The organism is Streptomyces sp. NPDC028419, assembly GCF_055565515.1.
Genome location: NZ_JBVHUE010000016.1, coordinates 49,992 through 68,002, shown reverse-complemented (window position 1 = coordinate 68,002; position 18,011 = coordinate 49,992). Strand labels below are relative to the sequence as shown.

Here is an 18,011-nt window from a genome sequence, read left to right as displayed (position 1 = left end):
CAGGTCGACGTGGACCCGGCCGCGATCGCCCTCCCCGGGACCGGGCCCGCCCCCGAGCCGGTCCCGGCCCCGGTGTCGACCGCCCCCGCCCCCGCTCCCACCCCCGTCGAGGACGCGGACGAGGACGAGTACGCGGACGAGGAGTCCGAGGTCGACCGCGCCTCACTCCTCCCGGGCGGGCTCGTCGTCGTTCCCCCGGCGGATCGTGCGCAGGCCGGTGGTCGGGGTCCACGCGCGCACCACCAGGTCGTCCCCGTCGATCCCGGTCAGGACCACCTCGGTCAGCTCCACCCGGAACAGGTGGGACGGGTGCGGCGGCTCGCCTGACTCCTCGGCGAAGCGGTGCAGCTCGGGCGGGTCCAGGATCTCCACGGCCCGCCCCGAGACGCGGGCGTCCCCGTCGGGCATCGACTCGTCCGCACCCGGATTGGTGTGCAGCGCGAACCGGGGATCGCGCCGCAGGTCCAGGGCCTTCATCGACCCCGGCATCATCCCGAGCCACAGCTCGCCGCCCCGGAAGGTGGCGTTCAGCCCGCAGACCCGCGGCGAGCCGTCCTTGCGCAGGGTCGCCAGGACGTGGTGCGCGTACTGCCCGAAGCGGGCCCGGACCGCCTCGGCGAGCTCCGGCTCGGCCGCGGCGAAATGCGCCCAGTTGTTCGTCGTCATACCGCTATGAAAGCGCCTGGTACGGGCGCCGACCGCTCAGGCGCGCACGATGCCCGCCGCTCAGGCGCGCACGATGCCCGCCGTCCGCGCCGCGGCCAGCCACGAGGGGAACTCCGAGACCAGCCGGTCGTACAACTGCGCGTCCGGCACCGCGCGCGGGTCCTTCCCGGCGTGGAAGTAGCCCGCGTTGTCGACGACGCGCGCCCGGGGCACCGGTAGCTCGTCCAGCTTGCGCAGGAAGTCGAACTGGGTGCTGCGGGTGTTGCCGAAGCCGACGAACTGCCAGAAGAGCGGCAGCCGGGCCGCCTTGCACAGGTGGCGCTCCGCCGCGGCCTTGTCGAGGGGGCCGCCGTCCGTCTGGAAGACCACCAGGGCGGGATCCGTCGCCCCGCTGTCCAGGTAGTGGTCGATGACCGCGTCCATCGCCGCGTCGTAGGACGTCTTGCCCATGTGCCCGAGGCCCGCCACGATGCGGCCCACCGCGCCCGCGTGCCGTTCCAGCGAGATCTCCTCGACGGCGTCGACGTCCGTGGAGAAGAAGACCGCCGGGACCCGACCGTCGTCGTCCAGGTGCGCGGACAGTCCGAGCACCCGGTCCGCGAAGGCCTGCACGGTGCCGTCGGCGTAGTACGGGCGCATCGAGCCGGAGTAGTCCAGCACCAGGTAGACCGCGGCCCGTTGACCGTCCAGGCCGTGCTTGCGCAGGGAGACCCCGGCGCTCTTGTACAGGCTGACGAGCGCCGGAGCGGTTTCTTCCATCTTGCGCAGGTCGATCGCACTGCCGGTCATGGCCCCGAGGGTACGTCAACGGGCCCCGATCGGCCCCAGCCGTGCGGTCAGCCGGTCGCGGTGCGCGGGCGGGCCGCCGAACAGCCGCGCGGCGGCGTGGGCGCGCTTGAAGAACCGGTGCGCCTCGTGCTCCCGGATGATCCCGATCCCGCCGTGCGGCTGGATCATCTCCCCGACCACCCAGGAGTACGCCTCCCCGTACGCCGAACCGGCGGCGTCGTCGCCGTCACCACGGTGTGCGAAGGCGACGGCCGTACCGTCGGGATGGCCGTGCGGTCCTTCTCCTCGGTGTCCCGCGTCCCGCCGCCGGTCTGCTTCTGTCCGGCGGGCCTACGGGGTGTTGCCGCCCGGGGCGGCGGACCCGCGCTCCGCCTCCAGTGCCTCGATGTCCTCCAGCATGGCGGCGGCGAGGTCGCGCTCGGAGGCGTAGTACCGCTCGGCCCACTTGAGGGTGAGGGCGGGGTAGGCCCACGCCGCCTCGCCCTGGGCGCCCTCGACGTCCGCGACCGCCCGCAGGCGCATCTTCTCCGCGAACTCCTGGTGCCGCGCCAGCACGTCGCGCATCTGCTCCGGCTCCAGCAGATGTCCCAGCCACAGGCGCAGCATCGGCCCGTGCTTGAGGACGGGTGGGTCGGCGGGGGCCCGGCGGGCCCAGTCGCGCACGGCGTCCATGCCCTCGTCGGTGATCCGGTAGACCCGCTTGTCGCGGGTGCCGGTCTCCTGGGCGACCAGGCGCGAGGAGGCGTAGCCGGCCTTCTCCAGGCGCTTGAGTTCGCTGTAGATCTGGCTGAAGGAGGGGCTCCAGTAGAAGAACTTGAGCGACCGGTCCGACCACTTCTTCAGGTCGTAGCCGGACAGCTCCTCCCCGAAGGAGAGCAGTCCGAGCACCGCCCAGCTCGTTGCGGGGAGCGCGCGCCCGTTCGCCTCTTCTGCCACGGACCGCAGTCTACGACCGGCCTCGCGGCGCCCTTCCCCCTGCGGGGTGTGCCTGCTAGAAGTATGCCGATTAGGGATATGAATGCTCGCGGACGCTCGTGATGGAGGACCCCACGTGAAGTTCTCGATGATCTTCGAGGCGCAGCTCGTCGCCCCCTTCCCGACCTGGGTCGCCGCCCGGACCGAGCGGATCCGCGTCGGCCACGGCGTGGTCACCATGCCCTTCGGCTACCAGCACCCGGTGCGCCCCGAGGACACCTACCCGCAGATGGAGGAGGGCCTGCGGATCTTCTCCACGGCGTGGAAGGGGGAGCGGTTCGAGTGGCACGGCTCGATCGACATCGGGCCCGGGGCGGTCCTGCCCCGCCCGGTCCAGGACCCGCACCCGCCGCTCTTCATGGCCTGTTCCCAGCACGACACCCTCAAGCTGGCCGCCGAACTCGGCATCGGCGCCCCGGTGATGGGCTTCGCGGGCGCCGGCGACGTCGTCGACGAGGTGATGTGCCTGATCCAGATGGGCACCGTCCCGCAGGAGGTCCGCAGGGAGACCATCCGCCAGTGGGGCGAGAAGGCCATCCCCCACTTCCGCCACTTCCGCGCGCTGGAGGGCTGACCCGTGGGAGCGATGGTCCCGTTGGACGGGAAGGTCGTCGTCATCACCGGCGCCGGGCGCGGCCAGGGCGCGGCGGAGGCCCGGCTGTGCGCGGAGGCCGGCGCGCGGGTCGTCGTCACCGACATCCGCGAGGAGGAGGGGCGCGAGGTCGCCGGGGCGCTCGGCGACCAGGGCCTGTACGTACGGCACGACGTGGCCGACGCCGAGAGCTGGGCCGGGGTGACGCGGGCCGCCGTGGACGCGTACGGGGGCGTCTCGGCCCTGGTCAACAACGCGGCCCTGTGGCGCACCGCCCACGTGGAGCGGCAGGGTGTCGAGGACTTCGAAGCGCTGCTCCGGGTCAACCTGCTGGGCCCCTTCCTCGGCATCCAGGCGGTGGCCCCGCTCATGCGGGCGGCCGGGGGCGGCTCCGTCGTGAACATCTCCTCCACCGCCGGCCTGGTCGGGATACCGGGCCACGCGGCCTACGGCTCCACGAAGTTCGCCCTGCGCGGGCTGACCCGGTCGGCGGCCCTGGACCTGGCCGGGGACGGGATCCGGGTCAACTCCGTGCACCCGGGGGCGATCGACACGCCGATGGTCGCCGCGGCGGTGACGGGCCGGGACTGGTCGCACCTGCCGCTGGGGCGGATGGGGCGCCCGGAGGAGGTCGGCGAGCTGGTGCGGTTCCTGTGCTCGGACGCCTCCTCCTACATCACGGGCGCGGAGTTCACCGTCGACGGCGGGATGACGACGCGGTGAGCGTCCGTCCCGGGGCGGGTGCCGGTGCGGGTTTACGATCCGGCGCCGGACCTGGCCGGGGGCGGCCGAGTGGGTTGCGCGCAGGGGCACTTAGGGTCGGGAGATGACGACTACGACGACCTTGTGGCGGCCCGCCGGGCCCGTCGAACTGGAACTGGTGGCGGCGGCCGACTGGCGGGCCTGGCCGCCGCGGCTGCCGGAACAGCCGATCTTCTACCCGGTCATGAACGAGGACTACGCGATCCGCATCGCCCGCGACTGGAACGTCAAGCACGACGGGGCGGGCTTCGTGACCCGCTTCGAGGTGGACACGGAGTTCCTCGCGCGGTACCCGGTCCAGCAGGCGGGCGGGGAGACGATCCTGGAGCTGTGGGTGCCGGCGGAGGAGCTGGCGGAGTTCAACGCGCACATCGTCGGGCGGATCGAGGTGGTGCACGAGTTCGGCACGGTCCGGGAGCGGGCGCGGTCCTTCGACGCCGCCGCCGCGCTGTACGGGGCCAACCGGCCCGGGTATCCGCCGGAGTTGTTCGACGCCGTCGAGGAGTTGACCGGGCGGTCGCTGGAGGGGGCGCGGGTCGCGGACGTGGGGGCCGGGACCGGGATCGCCAGTGCGCTGCTGCGGGCGCGGGGGGCGCGGGTCGTCGCCGTCGAGCCGGGGGACGGCATGGCGGCCGAGCTGCGGCGGGGGCACCCGGGGATTCCGCTGGTGCGGGGGGACGGGGACCGGCTGCCGCTGGCCGACGGGGCCTTCGACCTGGTCACCTACGCGCAGGCGTGGCACTGGACCGATCCCGGCCGCTCGGTGCCGGAGGTGCGGCGGGTGCTGCGGGAGGGTGGGGCGCTGGCCCTGTGGTGGAACGACCTGGACCTGTCCGTGCCGTGGGTCGCCGAGCAGGACCGGCGGGTGGCGGACTTCCTGTCGGCGCGGCCGGGGGTTCCGGGGCGGGGGTTGCCCGCGGGGCTCGACTTCGTGACGCGCGAGGTGCGGTGGGGGCGGCGGGTCCCGGTCGACGTGCATCTGGCGAACCTGGCCAGTCACTCGGCCTTCCTGGTCCTCGGGGCCGGGCCCACCGCGGACTTCTGTGCGGCCGAGCGGGACCGGCTCCTGCGCCTCTTCCCCGACGGCACGATCGAGGAACCCTACGCCGTCACCCTGTCCGTCACCCACCCCTGACCCCGCCCGCACCCGCACCTCAATCGGCCGGGGCCACCCCCACCCCGTCCGGCGTTTGAGGACGCCGGGGGCCCGGGTGCGGCCCGCCCTCCCGGGCTCCGCCCGGACCCGCGCCTCAAACGCCGGCGGGGCTGAATTGGCCGGGGTCACCCCCCCCAGCCCGTCCGGCGTTTGAGGACGCTGGGGGCCCGGGTGCGGCCCGTCGTCCCGGGCTCTGCCCGGACCCGCGCCTCAAACGCCGGCGGGGCTGAATTGGCCGGGGTCACCCCCCCAGCCCGTCCGGGGTTTGAGGACGCTGGGGGCCCGGGTGCGGCCCGTCGTCCCGGGCTCTGCCCGGACCCGCGCCTCAAACGCCGGCGGGGCTGAAGCGGCCGGGGCCGGTTGTTCGGCGGGGCTGAAGCGGCCGGGGTCACCCCCAGCCCGTCCGGCGTTTGAGGACGTGCCCTGGGCGGAGCCTGGGGTCGGGGTTTGGACCCGGGGTCACGTCAGGTCGGCAGGATTTCGGCTCGGCAGGTGGACGGGGTGCCCCAGGCGTCGCGGAGGGGGCGGGCTTTGCGGAGCCAGAGGGAGAGGTCGAGTTCGTCCGTGTAGCCGACCGCGCCGTGGAGTTGGAGCGCGGTCCGGGCCGCCCGGTACGCGGCCTCGCCGGCCGCGACCTTCGCCGCCGCGACCTCCCAGGGGACGAGGCCGAGCGCCGCCGCCCACACCAGCGGCCGCGCGAACTCCAGCCCGATCAGCGTGTCCGCCAGCCGGTGCTTGACGGCCTGGAAGGACCCGATGGCCACCCCGAACTGCGTGCGCTGCTTCGCGTACTCCACGGTCCGCGCCAGCAGCGCCTCGCCCACCCCCAGGCACTGCGCCGCCGTCAGCAGCCGCGCCCACCGCAGGGCGGTCGCGGCCGCCGCCGTAACGTGCGGGCCCGCGGCCAGCAACTCCCCGCCGGGGGCGGGCCGCGAGAGGCGCCGGGCCGGATCCAGGGAGGCCAGCTCCGCCCCCGGCCCGGCGGCCAGGCGCAGCTCCCCCGCCGCGGAGACGACGAAGACGTGGTCGGCCGCCCCGGCGTCCACGGCGTACGGACCCCCGTCCGGGAGGACGAGCGTCGCCGGCGCCCCGCCCGAGACCAGCCCCGGGACGAAGCGTTTCGCCAGCGCCTCGTCCCCCAGCTCCGACAGCAGCCGCACCACCGCCGCCGTCTCCGCCAGCGGCCCCGGCACCGCCGCGCGCCCCAGCTCCACGAACCCCAGGGCCAGTTCGACGGGGAGCGGACCCAGCCCCTCGTACTGCGGCGGCGCCGCCAGCGCGAGCAGCCCCGTGTCCGCGAGCCGGGACCACAGGGCCCGCCCCGGCCCGTACGCCCCGGTGGACCAGGACCGTACGACGGCCGGCACGTCCGCGGCGCCCAGCAGCGCGCGCAGGGTGCGGGCGAAGTCCGACTGCTCGTCGGTCGGCAGGAAGCGCATCAGCGGCGGCCCTTCGGGAGGCCGAGCAGCCGCTCGGCGATGATGTCGCGCTGGATCTCGTTGGTGCCGGCGTAGATCGGCCCGGCCAGCGAGAAGAGCCACGGCTCCGCCCACGGCCCGTCCGCGAGCTCCGCGTCCGCGCCCAGCAGGTCCAGCGCGCTCTCGTGCAGGGCGATGTCGTACTCGCTCCAGAACACCTTGTTCAGGCTCGACTCCGCGCCGATCGTCTCGCCCGCCGCGAACCGCGAGGCGTTGGCCCAGGTGAACAGCTCGTAGGCGCGCGCCCCGATCACCGCGTCCGCCACCCGGTCGCGCAGCGCCGTGTCGGCCGGCTCCGCCCGCTCCCGCCACAGCGCGGTCAGCCGGTCCGCCGCCGCCAGGAAGCGGCCGGGGGAGCGCAGGGTCAGCCCGCGCTCGTTGCCCGTCGTGGACATCGCGATCCGCCAGCCCTGGCCCGGCTCGCCGATCACGTCCTCGTCCGGCACGAACACCCCGTCCAGGAACAGCTCCGCGAAGGCGGGCTTCCCGTCCAGGCGCCCGATGGGCCGTACCGTCACCCCCGGCGCCCGCAGGTCGAACATCAGGTAGCTGAGCCCCTGGTGGGGCTTGGGCGTGCCCGCCTCCGTGCGGAAGATGCCGAAGGCGCGGTCCGCGAAGGCCGCCCGCGAGGACCAGGTCTTCTGCCCCGAGAGCAGCCAGCCGCCCTCGGTGCGCTCCGCGCGCGAGGTCAGCGAGGCGAGGTCGGAGCCGGACTCCGGCTCCGACCAGGCCTGCGCCCAGATCACCTCGCCGCTCGCCATCGACGGCAGGACGCGGGCCCGCTGGGCGGGGGTCGCGTGGTCGAAGAGGGTGGGGGCGAGGAGGTTGATGCCGTTCTGCGAGACCCGGCCCGGCGCCCCGGCGGCGAAGTACTCCTCCTCGAAGACCAGCCACTTCACGAGGCCCGCGCCCCGGCCGCCGTACTCCTCGGGCCAGGACACCACCGACCAGCGGTCCGCCGCGAGGAGGCCCTCCCACTCCCGGTGCGCGGCGAAGCCCTCGGCCGTCTCCAGCGAGGGCAGCGGCCGCGCGGGCACGTGCGCGCGCAGCCAGTCCCGGGCCTCGGCCCGGAACGCGGTCACTTCCGCCGTGTGGGTCAGGTCCATCAGCCGGTCGCCTCCTTCATCGCCGCGATGGTCATCGCGCCGTTCTGCGCGTTGCGGTTGCGGGGGCGGTTCATCGTCACGTGCGCGACCGGGCCGTGGCGCTCGTAGAGCACCACCTCGGCCTCGTCGGCGGGGGGCTGGGCGGGCATCCGGCTTCCATCCTTCACGAGCGACCTTCCCTAACAAGTGTTTGGTAGGTTAACGTACGGCCATGAGCGGCGTCGAGGAGTTCCGCACCGAGGTTCGGGAGTGGCCACGGACCCACCTCACCGGCGCGTTCGCGGCGGCTCCGACGAGATCCGGCGCACCCTCATCGCCGAGCGGATCCTCGGCCTTCCCAAGGAGGTTCGGGCATGAACGCCACCGCTCCCCGGTACGTCGCCGGGCACGGGCTGCTCAAGGACCGCGCGGCCGTGATCACCGCGGCGGCCGGCGCCGGGATCGGCGGCGCCACCGCCCGCCGCTTCCTGGAGGAGGGGGCCCGCGTGGTCATCAGCGACGCGCACGCCCGCCGCCTCAAGGAGACCGAGCAGGCGCTGGCCGCCGACTTCGGCGCCGACCGGATCACCTCCCTGCCCTGCGACGTCACCGACGAGGAGCAGGTCCGGGCCCTGTTCGCGCTCGCCGAGGCCACCCACGGCGGCCTGGACGTCGTCGTGAACAACGCCGGCCTGGGCGGCACCGCGGCCCTCGTCGACATGACCGACGAGCAGTGGACCAAGGTCCTCGACGTCACCTTGAACGGCACCTTCCGCTGCACCCGCGCCGCCCTGCGCTCCCTCAAGGCGGCCGGCGCCGGCGGGGTCGTCGTCAACAACGCCTCCGTCATCGGCTGGCGGGCCCAGGCCGGCCAGGCCCACTACGCCGCCGCCAAGGCCGGGGTGATGGCGCTGACCCGCTGCGCGGCCCTGGAGGCCGCCGAGTTCGGCGTCCGGGTCAACGCGGTCGCCCCCAGCCTGGCCATGCACCCGCACCTGGTGAAGGTCACCAGCGAGGAGCTCCTGGACGAACTGACGGCCCGGGAGGCCTACGGGCGTTACGCCGAGCCGTGGGAGGTCGCCAACGTCATCGTGTTCCTGGCCAGCGGCTACTCGTCGTACATGACGGGCGAGACCGTATCGGTCAGCAGTCAGCACGCGTAGGACCGCGAGGACCACTGGGACCACAATGGGCGCGTGCCAACGAACCAGAAGAAGCAGCAGGTGACGGCCTCGCCGGAGCGCCGACGGGAGCTCCTCGACACCGCCGCGGAGGTCTTCGCGGCCCAGGGCTACAACGCCACCACCGTCCGCAAGATCGCCGACGCCGCCGGAATGCTCGCCGGCAGCCTCTACTACCACTTCGATTCCAAGGAATCGATGCTCGACGAGATCCTCTCGAGCTTCCTGAACGAGCTGTGGCAGGGCTACGACACCGTGCTCGACGCCCGGCTCGGCCCCAGGGAGACCATCGAGGCCCTCGTCACCGAGTCCTTCCGGGAGATCGACCGGCACCGCGCCGCCGTCGCGATCTACCAGAAGGAGGCCCGGCACCTGTCCGCGCAGCCCCGCTTCCACTACCTCTCGGACTCGCAGGTCAAATTCGAGAAGGCGTGGCTGGGGACGCTGGAGCGGGGGGTCGCCGCCGAGGTCTTCCGGGCCGACCTGGACATCCGCCTCACCTACCGCTTCGTGCGCGACACGGTGTGGGTGGCGGCGTCCTGGTACCGGCCGGGCGGCCAGCACAGCCCCGAGGAGATCGCCCGCCAGTACCTCTCGATGGTGCTGGACGGGATCGCGCTCCGTACCTGAACCCTCACCTAGGAGTTCCGATGCCCGAGGCCTACATAGTCGACGCGGTCCGCACCCCCGTGGGCCGGCGCGGGGGAGGACTGTCCGGGGTCCACCCGGCCGACCTCGGCGCCCACGTCCTGCGCGCGCTCGTGGAGCGCTCCGGGGTGGACCCGGCCGCCGTCGAGGACGTGGTCTTCGGCTGCCTCGACACCGTGGGCCCGCAGGCCGGCGACATCGCCCGGACCGCCTGGCTGGCCGCCGGGCTCCCCGAGGAGGTCCCCGGAGTCACGATCGACCGCCAGTGCGGCTCCTCGCAGCAGGCCGTCCACTTCGCCGCGCAGGGCGTCCTGTCCGGCACCCAGGACCTCGTGGTCGCGGGCGGCACCCAGAACATGTCGATGATCCCGATCGCCTTCGCCTCCCGGCAGGCCGCCGAACCGCTCGGCCTCACCGAAGGCCCCTACGCCGGCTCGGCGGGCTGGCGCGCCCGCTACGGCGACGCCCCCGTCAACCAGTTCCACGGGGCCCAGCTCATCGCCGAGAAGTGGGGGATCTCGCGCCTCGACATGGAGGAGTTCGCGCTGCGCTCGCACCAGCGGGCCCTGCGCGCCATCGACGAGGGCCGCTTCGAGCGCGAGACCGTCGCCCACGGGGACGTCCGCACGGACGAGGGACCGCGCCGGGACACCACCCTGGAGAAGATGGCGGGGCTGAAGCCCGTCGTGGAGGGCGGCACCATCACCGCGGCCGTCTCCTCCCAGGTCTCCGACGGCGCCGCCGCGCTGCTCATCGCCTCCGAGCGGGCCGTCGCTGAACACGGCCTGACCCCGCGCGCCCGCATCCACCACCTTTCCGTGCGCGGGGAGGACCCCATCCGGATGTTGTCCGCTCCCATTCCCGCGACGGCGTACGCATTGAAGAAGACCGGGATGTCCCTGGACGACATCGACCTGGTCGAGATCAATGAGGCCTTCGCGCCGGTCGTCCTCGCCTGGCTGAAGGAAACCGGAGCCGATCCCGAACGGGTGAATGTGAATGGCGGAGCGATCGCGCTGGGGCACCCGCTGGGGGCCACCGGGGTCAAGCTGATGACGACCCTGCTGCACGAGCTGGAGCGCACGGGGGGCCGCTACGGGCTCCAGACGATGTGCGAAGGCGGAGGTCAGGCCAATGTGACCATCATCGAGCGGCTCTGACCCACGGAGCGCCCCGGCGGACCGCCGGGGCGCCCCGCAGGCGACATGCGTCACACACCCGGATCCGAGCTCCGCGGTCTTCCTGTGGTACGTTGGAGACGTTGCAGTTGTGGTACCCATGAACTTTATGTGCGCCTGACGGGATTGCTCCTCAGGCGCTTATTTTGTTTCCGGCTCTTCCGGATGGGGCCCTTGCCACCTATTCAGGAGATTTCAAAATGGCTCAAGGCACCGTGAAGTGGTTCAACTCCGAAAAGGGCTTCGGCTTCATCGAGCAGGACGGCGGCGGCCCGGACGTCTTCGCGCACTACTCGAACATCGCCACCCAGGGCTTCCGTGAGCTCCAGGAGGGCCAGCGCGTGTCCTTCGAGGTCACCCAGGGTCAGAAGGGCCCGCAGGCCGAGAACATCCTGCCTGCCTGACGCTCTTCGCACGGCCGGGGTCCGCACCGCGAGGTGCGGGCCCCGGCTTGTGTGTTGTTCCGTCAATAAGTTTTCTGCCGGTTCCAGGAGGGCTTTCCCGCATGACCAGCTCCAGCTCCGCACGTCCCAGCCGCCGTCCCGTCAGGGGTCGGGGTGCTGCCCAGGGACGTCCGAAGGCTGGCGGCGGCCGGCCCAAGGGCGGTTCCGCCCAGCCTGCCCGGCCGCAGGAATTCACCATGCCGGACCCGATCACGCCGGCCCTCCCGCCGGTGGCCGCCTTCGCGGACCTCGACATGCCCGCCGCGCTGCTGAAGACCCTCGCAGCCCAGGGCGTCACCGAGCCGTTCCCGATCCAGGCCTCCACCCTCCCGAACTCCCTCGCGGGCCGCGACCTCCTCGGCCGCGGGCGCACCGGCTCCGGCAAGACCCTCGCCTTCGGCCTGGCCCTGCTGGCCCGTACGGCCGGTCGCCGTGCCCAGCCGAAGGCGCCGCTCGCGCTGGTCCTCGTACCGACCCGCGAGCTGGCCCAGCAGGTGACGGACGCGCTGACGCCGTACGCCACCGCCGTGAACCTGCGCATCACCACCGTCGTCGGCGGCATGTCGATCAACCGGCAGTCCGGCGCCCTGCGCCGCGGCGCCGAGGTCCTCGTCGCCACCCCCGGCCGTCTGAAGGACCTCATCGAGCGCGGCGACGCGACCCTCGACCAGGTCTCGATCACGGTTCTCGACGAAGCCGACCAGATGACCGACATGGGCTTCATGCCGCAGGTCACCGCGCTGCTCAAGCAGGTCGAGCCCGGCGGTCAGCGGATGCTGTTCTCCGCGACCCTGGACAAGAACGTCGACAAGCTCGTCAAGATGTTCCTGGACGACCCGGTCTCGCACTCCGTCGACCCGTCGGCCGGCGCCGTCACCACGATGGAGCACCACGTCCTGTACGTCATGGACGAGACCGACAAGAAGGCCGTGGCCACGCGCATAGCCGCTCGCGACGGCCGGGTGATCATGTTCGTCGACACCAAGCGCGGGGTCGACCGCATGGTCAAGAAGCTCCTCGCGGACGGCGTCCGCGCCTCCGGCCTGCACGGCGGACGCTCGCAGCCGCAGCGCAACCGCACCCTCGACTGGTTCAAGACGGGCGAGGTCACCGCGCTGGTCGCCACCAACGTCGCGGCCCGCGGCATCCACATCGACGACCTCGACCTGGTCGTCAACGTGGACCCGCCCACCGACCACAAGGACTACCTGCACCGCGGCGGCCGTACCGCCCGCGCCGGCGAGTCCGGCAGCGTGATCACCCTGGTCCTGCCCGAGCAGAAGCGCGAGATGACCCGACTCATGTCGGACGCGGGCATCAGCCCCCGCACCGCGCAGATCCGCTCCTCGGACGAGGAACTGGTCCGCCTCACCGGCGCCCGCGTGCCCTCCGGCATCCCCGTGGTGCTCGACGTGCCGCAGCCCACCCCCGCCAAGCCGCGCACCGCCGCCAAGAGCGGCGGCCAGGGTGGCGGCCGTCGCCGCTCCGGCGCCCCGCAGGGCGGCGGCGCGGGCTCGACCTCGGGCGAGCGTCCGCGCCGCGCCCGCGGCACGGCCTCGGTCGCCGCGACCTCCGGCTCCGGCGCGGGCGGCCAGGGCCGCCGCGGCGGCGGCTCCGGCGGCGGCGCCGGTGCCTCGACCCGGACCCGCGGCAGTGGCGCCCAGGGCGCGAGCCAGGGCTTCGGCCAGGGCCGGCGCCGCGCGACCGGCGGCGGCGCCGGTTCGGGCCGTCCCAGCGCCTGATCCCACCGCACGTACGAGAACGCCGGGCAGCGCACAGCGCGCTGCCCGGCGTTTTCGCGTCCCTACGGGCGGACCAGCTTCGACTGGAGCTTCGTCAGGGTCCGCAGGTCCAGCCCGAGGCCGTCCGTCAGGTAGCCGTAGAAGCTGCCGTAGTCGGCCTCCAGCTGCGCCGTCGCCGAGTCCAGGTAGTCCTGGCGGACCTCCTGGAGCGGTATCAGCAGGTCCGGGTCCTGCATCCGGCCGGACTGCTTGAGTCCCGCCCGGACCTGGGCGTCGTAGGCGGCCCGGAAGGCGTTCGAGGCCAGGTAGTCCTGCTCGGCCGTCGCCCGCGGCACGGCCAGCGCCCGCAGCAGGACGTAGCTCAGCCAGCCCGTCCGGTCCTTGCCGGAGGTGCAGTGGTACAGCAGCGGACCCTGCCCGCCGTCCGCGATGTCCCGCAGCGTCGCCGCGAACTGGGCCCGGCTGTCCGGGTTCGTGACGAAGGTGCGGTAGACCTCGCGCATGTAGGCCTCGGCGCGACCGCCGCCGAGCAGCTGTTCCTGCTTGACGGGGTCGCCGGTGGCGATCGCGCCCACCAGGAACCCGTACAGGCCCCGGTCGCTGACCTGGCGCGAGGTGGAGGTCAGTCCCGCCGGCAGCCGGTCGGCCCCGTCGTACTGCACCTCCATGGGAATGCGGAAGTCGACGACCTTCGTGAGGCCGAGACCGGAGACCGTGGTGAGGTCGGCGTCGGTCAGCTTGCCGAGCGCGTCGGCACGGTAGACGAGCCCCTGGCGGACCTGGCCGCCGAGGAGGGTGCGGTACCCGCCGAGGTCACGGACGTTGACCGCGCCCTGGAGCGGGATCCGGCGGATCGTGTCCGCCTGCTGCTGGGGGTGCCGGGCCTGGGTGGGGGCGGTGGCCGGCGCCGGCGCGGCGTACGCGGAGGCCGGGAGGGTGCCGACGGCGAGCGCGGAGAGAAGCACTCCGGTCGCCGCCAGGCGGATTCGGGCACGGCTCATCGGTGCGACTCCTGAAAGGGGAGAAGGGGGATCACCCTGCCGGAGGCAGGGCGCGGAGCACTGCGTGTGCCTCGGCCATGACGCGGGTGACGAGTTCCGCACAGGACGGAAGGTCCTCGATCACGCCCGCTACCTGGCCCGATGCCATGACGCCGAGGTCCGTACGGCCCTCGACCATGGACGCCTTGAGGAGCATGGGGGTGTTGGCGGCGAGCAGGACCTGGCTCCAGGACAGGTCCTTGCCGTGCTTCATCGCGAGCCCGTCACGGACCATCTGCGGCCAGCTCAGGCCCGAGATCCGGCGGAAGGACGCCGCGTGGCGGACCGCCTTGGCCAGCGCCCTGGCCCGGCCCGCGCGCTCCAGTGCGACGACCAGCTCGCTGCGCAGCATCCGGTGCGGCAGCCCGTCCACGGCCGTCGTCACCGTGACGTCCTTGACCCCGGCCGCCAGGTAGCGGGCCTTGACCTGGTCCGGGACGGTCGAATCGGAGGTCAGCAGGAACCGGGTGCCCATCGCGATGCCCGCCGCCCCGAAGGCGAGGGCCGCGACCAGGCCGCGCCCGTCGTGGAAGCCGCCCGCCGCGATCACCGGGATGTCCACGGCGTCCACCACCTGCGGCAGCAGTACGGTCGTCGCCACGTCCCCGGTGTGCCCGCCGCCCTCACCGCCCTGCACGATGACGGCGTCCGCGCCCCAGGCCGCGACCTTCTCCGCGTGCCGGCGGGCCCCGATGGACGGGATCACCACCACGCCCGCGTCCTTGAGCCGCGCGATCAGCTCCTTGGAGGGCGCGAGCGCGAAGGACGCGACCCGGACCCCCTCGTCGATGATCAGCTGGGCCCGCTCGGCCGCGTCCCCGGCGTCCGCCCGCAGATTGACCCCGAAGGGCGCCCGCGTACGGGACGTGACCTCCCGCACGGCGCCGCGCAGCTGGTCGACGGTCATCGTCGCGGAGGCCAGGATGCCGAGCGCGCCCGCGTTGGCGGCGGCCGACACCAGGCGCGGGCCCGCTACCCAGCCCATGCCAGTCTGGACGATCGGGTGCTCGATGCCGACGAGCTTGGTGAGGGCGGTCTCCATCCGGGGCGTGCTCACGCGGGCACCTCGCGCAGGCGGGTGGCGCGGGGGTCGAGTTCCTCGCGGATCAGGCGCAGTTCGGCGGGGCTCGGCTCGCGGGTGCGGGCGATCGGCTCCGTGATCCCGCTCAGGTCGAAGCCGGTGGCCGCGCGGACCTCCTCGACGCTCACCCCCGGGTGCAGGGAGGCGATCCGCATGGACCGGTCCGGGGTCTCGAAGTCGAAGACCCCTAGGTTCGTCACCACGCGGGGGATGCGGTGGAAGCGGGTCGCGGACGGGCCCGCCGCGGCGGCCCGGTCGTAGCCCACGCCCGAGACCATGTCCACGCGGGCGACGAAGACCCGCGAGGAGTGCTTGGGGATCCAGTAACTGACGGGATTGTTGAGGGTGTTGACGGGTGCGCCGCGGACGCCGAGCAGCTGGCGGGCGGGCTGTTCCCACGCGCCGATGCAGGAGATGTTCTGGTTGCCGAACCGGTCGATCTGGCTGGCACCCATCATCACGTGCCGCTTGCCGCCGGTGACCATGGCCAGGTGCTGGCGGTAGGGCAGCCAGCCCTCGGTGGAGCCGTCCGGGCCGACCAGGAACGCCTCGCCGTTGGTCAGCAGCAGGTCGGGGGAGAAGGTGCGGCGGGCCAGGCGGGCGCCGATCGAGGGGATCAGGCCCATGGGGCTGGCGAGGACCTCGCCGTTGTCCCGCCAGGCCTCGGCGCAGGCGATCACGCAGTAGTCGGCGCGGGTGGCCGCGCTGACGGTGGTGGATCCTGTGGTCACTTCTGCTCCTCGTGCCAGGCCTGGACGGCGGACTGGTAGGCCTTCTCGTTGCCGGACAGGAAGCGGGCGGTGAACTCCGCCCAGGTGGCCGGGTCGGCGGCCGCGGCGACGTACGCCTTCTGGAAGGGCTCGTCGCGCTCGTAGTCGGGGGCGCAGGTGGTGAAGTGCGCGCCGTGGGGGGTCTCGACGACCCCGGTGACCGAGTGCCGCTTGAGGAGCAGGGTCTGCGGGGCCGCTGCGCGGGTCAGCTCGGCGGTCTCGACGAGCCGCTCGCAGGAGACGTACGCGCTGTCCGCGGCCTCGCAGAAGAGGTCGTCGAAGTAGGGGTCGGGGCCCAGGTACTGGCCGTTGCCGGCGCGGTCGGCGCGGTTCACGTGGACCAGGGCCGCGTCCATGCGCAGGGCGGGTACGGCGACGAACTCCTCGCCGTCGGCGTAGGGGGAGGTCACCGTGCGCAGCTCGGGATTGACCCGCATGACGTCGGAGCCGAGGCCGGCGCGGACGGGGAGGAAGGGCAGCCGGTTCGCGGCGGCGGTCAGCCCCCACATGAACATGGCCTCGTCGATCTCGGTGAGGGCGAAGGCGCCGCGCTCGCGGGCGGCCCGGAAGTGGGGCTCCAGGGGGATGGAGTCGAGGGTGGTGAAGGCGGCCACCAGCTTGCGGATCTTCCCGGCGGCGGCCAGCAGGCCGACGTCGGGGCCGCCGTAGGAGATGACGGTGAGATCGGTGATCTCGGACCGGAGCAGCGCTCGCACCAGGGCCATCGGCTTGCGCCGCGAGCCCCAGCCGCCGATCCCGATCGTCATTCCGCTGCGCAGTCGTCCGACCACCTCGTCGGCAGTCATCGTCTTGTCGGTCCTGTTGCTCATCGGCGCTCCTCGCCTCCGAAGGTGTCGCGGACCCGGTCGGCGACCCCGCTGAGATTGGCCTCGAAGGTGAAGCCCTGCTCGAAGCGGTAGCTGCGCCGGACGTCCACGGGGTCGATGCCGTTGATGGCCGCCTTCGCCAGGCGGATGAGGTAGCCGTCCTTGAGCGCGATCTCGGCGGCCAGCTCCAGGGCCGCCGCGCGCAGCGCGTCGCGCGGGACCACCTTCCAGACCGAGCCGTGCGCGTGCAGCTCGGCTGCCGTCGCGGTGCGCGAGGTGTAGTACAGGGTGCGCATCAGGTGCTGGGGGACCAGCCGCGAGAGGTGGGTGGCCGCGCCGAGCGCGCCCCGGTCCAGCTCCGGCAGCCCGAAGGTGGCGTCGTCGCTGGCCACGATCGCGTCGGCGTTGCCGACCAGGCCGATGCCGCCGCCCAGGCAGAAGCCGTGCACCGCGGCGACCACCGGTACCTCGCACTCGTACACGGCCGCGAAGGCCTCGTAGCAGCCGCGGTTGGCGCCGATGAGCGCGCCGTGTCCGCCGTGCCCGCCGTTTTCGCCCTGTCTGGTGTCGCGCTGCATCTCCTTGATGTCGACGCCCGCGTTGAAGCCGCGCCCCTCGGCCGCCAGCACCACGCAGCGGACCTCGGGGTCGCGGCCCGCGGCGCGCAGGGCGTCGGCGAGGTCGTACCAGCCCTGCACGGGAAGGGCGTTGACCGGTGGGAAGTCGACTGTGACGAGTGCGATGCCCTTGCCGGGGCTTGAGGTGGAGACACCCATGAGCGGATCAGCTACCTTTCCACCAAACGTTTGTTAGGGGAGGAAGGTAGCAGCCTATGGAGCTGGACGGGAGGGTCGTCGTCGTCACCGGTGGCACCCGGGGCGTCGGCGCCGGCATCGCCCGGTCGTTCCTCGCGGCGGGTGCGCGGGTCGTCGTGTGCGCGCGCCGCCCGCCGGAGGAACCGGTGGCGGCGGGGGCTCGGGAGGCCCGTTTCGCCGCCCTCGACCTGCGGGACCCGGCGGCGGTGGGGGAGTTCTTCGCCTCCGTCGCCGAGCGGTACGGGCGCCTGGACTGCCTGGTCAACAACGCCGGCGGCACCCCGTACCGACTGCTGGGCGAGGGCGATTCCGAACGGCACGCACGGGTCGTCGCCCTCAACCTGACGGCCCCGATGACCGCCTCGCTGGCCGCCTACCCCGCGCTACGGGCGGCGGGCGGGTCGGTGGTCATGATCGGCAGCGTCAGCGGCACCCGCCCCTCGCCGGGCACCGCCGCCTACGGGGCCGCCAAGGCGGGGCTGGAGAACCTGGCCCGCTCGATGGCCGTGGAGTGGGCGCCCGAGGTACGGGTGAACACGCTCGTCCTGGGCATGGTCCGCACCGAGCTGTCCCACCTGCACTACGGGGACGAGGACGGGATCGCCGCCGTCGGCGCCACCGTCCCCCTCGGCCGGCTCGCCGAGCCCGCCGACGTGGGCGCGGCGGCCGTCTTCCTGGCCTCCGACCGGGCCGCGTACGTGAGCGGCGCGAGCCTGCTGCTGCACGGCGGCGGCGAACGCCCCGCCTTCCTGGACGCCGCAACCGCCAACAAGGAGAACTGAC

The 18,011-nt window shown here is 73.3% G+C and carries 21 protein-coding genes; 9 read left to right on the top strand and 12 right to left on the bottom strand.

What is annotated here, in order from left to right; translation table 11 throughout:
- Positions 1 to 162: 162 nt before the first annotated feature.
- From ACZ4UB_RS19855 to ACZ4UB_RS19840, 4 genes are all read right to left on the bottom strand, one after another.
- Complete coding sequence (locus ACZ4UB_RS19855) at positions 163 to 666, bottom strand: pyridoxamine 5'-phosphate oxidase family protein (protein WP_468071757.1); 504 nt, start codon at positions 664 to 666, stop codon at positions 163 to 165.
- A 60-nt stretch (positions 667 to 726) separates the two neighbouring features.
- Positions 727 to 1,455, bottom strand: coding sequence for a VWA domain-containing protein (locus tag ACZ4UB_RS19850; RefSeq protein ID WP_468071755.1), 729 nt, complete (start codon positions 1,453 to 1,455; stop codon positions 727 to 729).
- 15 nt (positions 1,456 to 1,470) lie between these two features.
- Positions 1,471 to 1,623, bottom strand: a complete 153-nt coding sequence (locus ACZ4UB_RS19845) for a hypothetical protein (RefSeq protein WP_468071753.1) — start codon at positions 1,621 to 1,623, stop codon at positions 1,471 to 1,473.
- A gap of 162 nt (positions 1,624 to 1,785) precedes the next feature.
- The gene (locus tag ACZ4UB_RS19840; RefSeq protein ID WP_468071751.1) at positions 1,786 to 2,391 is read right to left on the bottom strand and encodes a helix-turn-helix transcriptional regulator; all 606 of its coding nucleotides are present in this window, start codon (positions 2,389 to 2,391) and stop codon (positions 1,786 to 1,788) included.
- Positions 2,392 to 2,506: 115 nt separating this feature from the next.
- On the opposite strand from ACZ4UB_RS19840, the gene ACZ4UB_RS19835 reads away from it, so the two are divergent.
- The 3 genes from ACZ4UB_RS19835 to ACZ4UB_RS19825 all read left to right on the top strand — a co-directional run bounded on the left by ACZ4UB_RS19835 (position 2,507) and on the right by ACZ4UB_RS19825 (position 4,919).
- Positions 2,507 to 3,004, top strand: a complete 498-nt coding sequence (locus tag ACZ4UB_RS19835; protein ID WP_468071749.1) for an LLM class flavin-dependent oxidoreductase — start codon at positions 2,507 to 2,509, stop codon at positions 3,002 to 3,004.
- Positions 3,005 to 3,016: 12 nt separating this feature from the next.
- Positions 3,017 to 3,745 carry an SDR family NAD(P)-dependent oxidoreductase gene (locus ACZ4UB_RS19830; RefSeq protein ID WP_468071914.1) on the top strand — a complete coding sequence of 243 codons (729 nt, stop codon included), beginning with the start codon at positions 3,017 to 3,019 and terminating at the stop codon, positions 3,743 to 3,745.
- A gap of 409 nt (positions 3,746 to 4,154) precedes the next feature.
- Positions 4,155 to 4,919: a class I SAM-dependent methyltransferase gene (locus tag ACZ4UB_RS19825; RefSeq protein WP_468071912.1), complete on the top strand. Its 765-nt coding sequence runs from the start codon at positions 4,155 to 4,157 to the stop codon at positions 4,917 to 4,919.
- 485 nt (positions 4,920 to 5,404) lie between these two features.
- On the opposite strand, the gene ACZ4UB_RS19820 is transcribed toward ACZ4UB_RS19825, so the two are convergent.
- From ACZ4UB_RS19820 to ACZ4UB_RS19810, 3 genes are read right to left on the bottom strand one after another with little or no spacing between them, the layout of a single operon-like run.
- Complete coding sequence (locus ACZ4UB_RS19820) at positions 5,405 to 6,379, bottom strand: acyl-CoA dehydrogenase family protein (protein WP_468071747.1); 975 nt, start codon at positions 6,377 to 6,379, stop codon at positions 5,405 to 5,407.
- Positions 6,379 to 7,524: an acyl-CoA dehydrogenase family protein gene (locus tag ACZ4UB_RS19815; protein ID WP_468071745.1), complete on the bottom strand. Its 1,146-nt coding sequence runs from the start codon at positions 7,522 to 7,524 to the stop codon at positions 6,379 to 6,381. Before ACZ4UB_RS19815 ends, ACZ4UB_RS19820 begins: the two co-directional genes overlap by 1 nt.
- A complete protein-coding gene (locus ACZ4UB_RS19810) occupies positions 7,524 to 7,673 on the bottom strand; it encodes a hypothetical protein (RefSeq protein ID WP_468071743.1) in 150 nt (49 codons plus the stop codon). Before ACZ4UB_RS19810 ends, ACZ4UB_RS19815 begins: the two co-directional genes overlap by 1 nt.
- Before the next feature lie 204 nt (positions 7,674 to 7,877).
- On the opposite strand from ACZ4UB_RS19810, the gene ACZ4UB_RS19805 reads away from it, so the two are divergent.
- The 5 genes from ACZ4UB_RS19805 to ACZ4UB_RS19785 all read left to right on the top strand — a co-directional run bounded on the left by ACZ4UB_RS19805 (position 7,878) and on the right by ACZ4UB_RS19785 (position 12,695).
- Positions 7,878 to 8,666: an SDR family oxidoreductase gene (locus ACZ4UB_RS19805; RefSeq protein WP_468071741.1), complete on the top strand. Its 789-nt coding sequence runs from the start codon at positions 7,878 to 7,880 to the stop codon at positions 8,664 to 8,666.
- A 33-nt stretch (positions 8,667 to 8,699) separates the two neighbouring features.
- A complete protein-coding gene (locus ACZ4UB_RS19800) occupies positions 8,700 to 9,314 on the top strand; it encodes a TetR/AcrR family transcriptional regulator (RefSeq protein WP_468071739.1) in 615 nt (204 codons plus the stop codon).
- A 20-nt stretch (positions 9,315 to 9,334) separates the two neighbouring features.
- Positions 9,335 to 10,492, top strand: a complete 1,158-nt coding sequence (locus ACZ4UB_RS19795) for an acetyl-CoA C-acetyltransferase (RefSeq protein WP_468071737.1) — start codon at positions 9,335 to 9,337, stop codon at positions 10,490 to 10,492.
- Positions 10,493 to 10,710: 218 nt separating this feature from the next.
- Positions 10,711 to 10,914: a cold-shock protein gene (locus ACZ4UB_RS19790; protein WP_351038745.1), complete on the top strand. Its 204-nt coding sequence runs from the start codon at positions 10,711 to 10,713 to the stop codon at positions 10,912 to 10,914.
- A gap of 101 nt (positions 10,915 to 11,015) precedes the next feature.
- Entirely contained in the window at positions 11,016 to 12,695 is a 1,680-nt protein-coding gene (locus ACZ4UB_RS19785) for a DEAD/DEAH box helicase (protein ID WP_468071735.1), read from the top strand.
- Between the two features lie 62 nt (positions 12,696 to 12,757).
- On the opposite strand, the gene ACZ4UB_RS19780 is transcribed toward ACZ4UB_RS19785, so the two are convergent.
- From ACZ4UB_RS19780 to ACZ4UB_RS19760, 5 genes are read right to left on the bottom strand one after another with little or no spacing between them, the layout of a single operon-like run.
- Entirely contained in the window at positions 12,758 to 13,696 is a 939-nt protein-coding gene (locus ACZ4UB_RS19780) for a tyrosine-protein phosphatase (protein WP_468071733.1), read from the bottom strand.
- 31 nt (positions 13,697 to 13,727) lie between these two features.
- Positions 13,728 to 14,777 carry an NAD(P)H-dependent flavin oxidoreductase gene (locus ACZ4UB_RS19775; RefSeq protein WP_468071910.1) on the bottom strand — a complete coding sequence of 350 codons (1,050 nt, stop codon included), beginning with the start codon at positions 14,775 to 14,777 and terminating at the stop codon, positions 13,728 to 13,730.
- Between the two features lie 11 nt (positions 14,778 to 14,788).
- Entirely contained in the window at positions 14,789 to 15,547 is a 759-nt protein-coding gene (locus ACZ4UB_RS19770) for a CoA-transferase subunit beta (RefSeq protein WP_468071731.1), read from the bottom strand.
- Positions 15,544 to 16,416 carry a CoA transferase subunit A gene (locus tag ACZ4UB_RS19765; RefSeq protein ID WP_468071729.1) on the bottom strand — a complete coding sequence of 291 codons (873 nt, stop codon included), beginning with the start codon at positions 16,414 to 16,416 and terminating at the stop codon, positions 15,544 to 15,546. Before ACZ4UB_RS19765 ends, ACZ4UB_RS19770 begins: the two co-directional genes overlap by 4 nt.
- Positions 16,413 to 17,189 carry an enoyl-CoA hydratase family protein gene (locus ACZ4UB_RS19760; protein ID WP_468071727.1) on the bottom strand — a complete coding sequence of 259 codons (777 nt, stop codon included), beginning with the start codon at positions 17,187 to 17,189 and terminating at the stop codon, positions 16,413 to 16,415. Before ACZ4UB_RS19760 ends, ACZ4UB_RS19765 begins: the two co-directional genes overlap by 4 nt.
- A 56-nt stretch (positions 17,190 to 17,245) precedes the next feature.
- Here ACZ4UB_RS19760 and ACZ4UB_RS19755 point away from each other — a divergent pair, with 56 nt between their 5' ends.
- On the top strand, positions 17,246 to 18,010 hold the full coding sequence (locus ACZ4UB_RS19755; protein ID WP_468071725.1) for an SDR family oxidoreductase: 765 nt from the start codon (positions 17,246 to 17,248) through the stop codon (positions 18,008 to 18,010).
- Position 18,011: the final 1 nt, after the last annotated feature.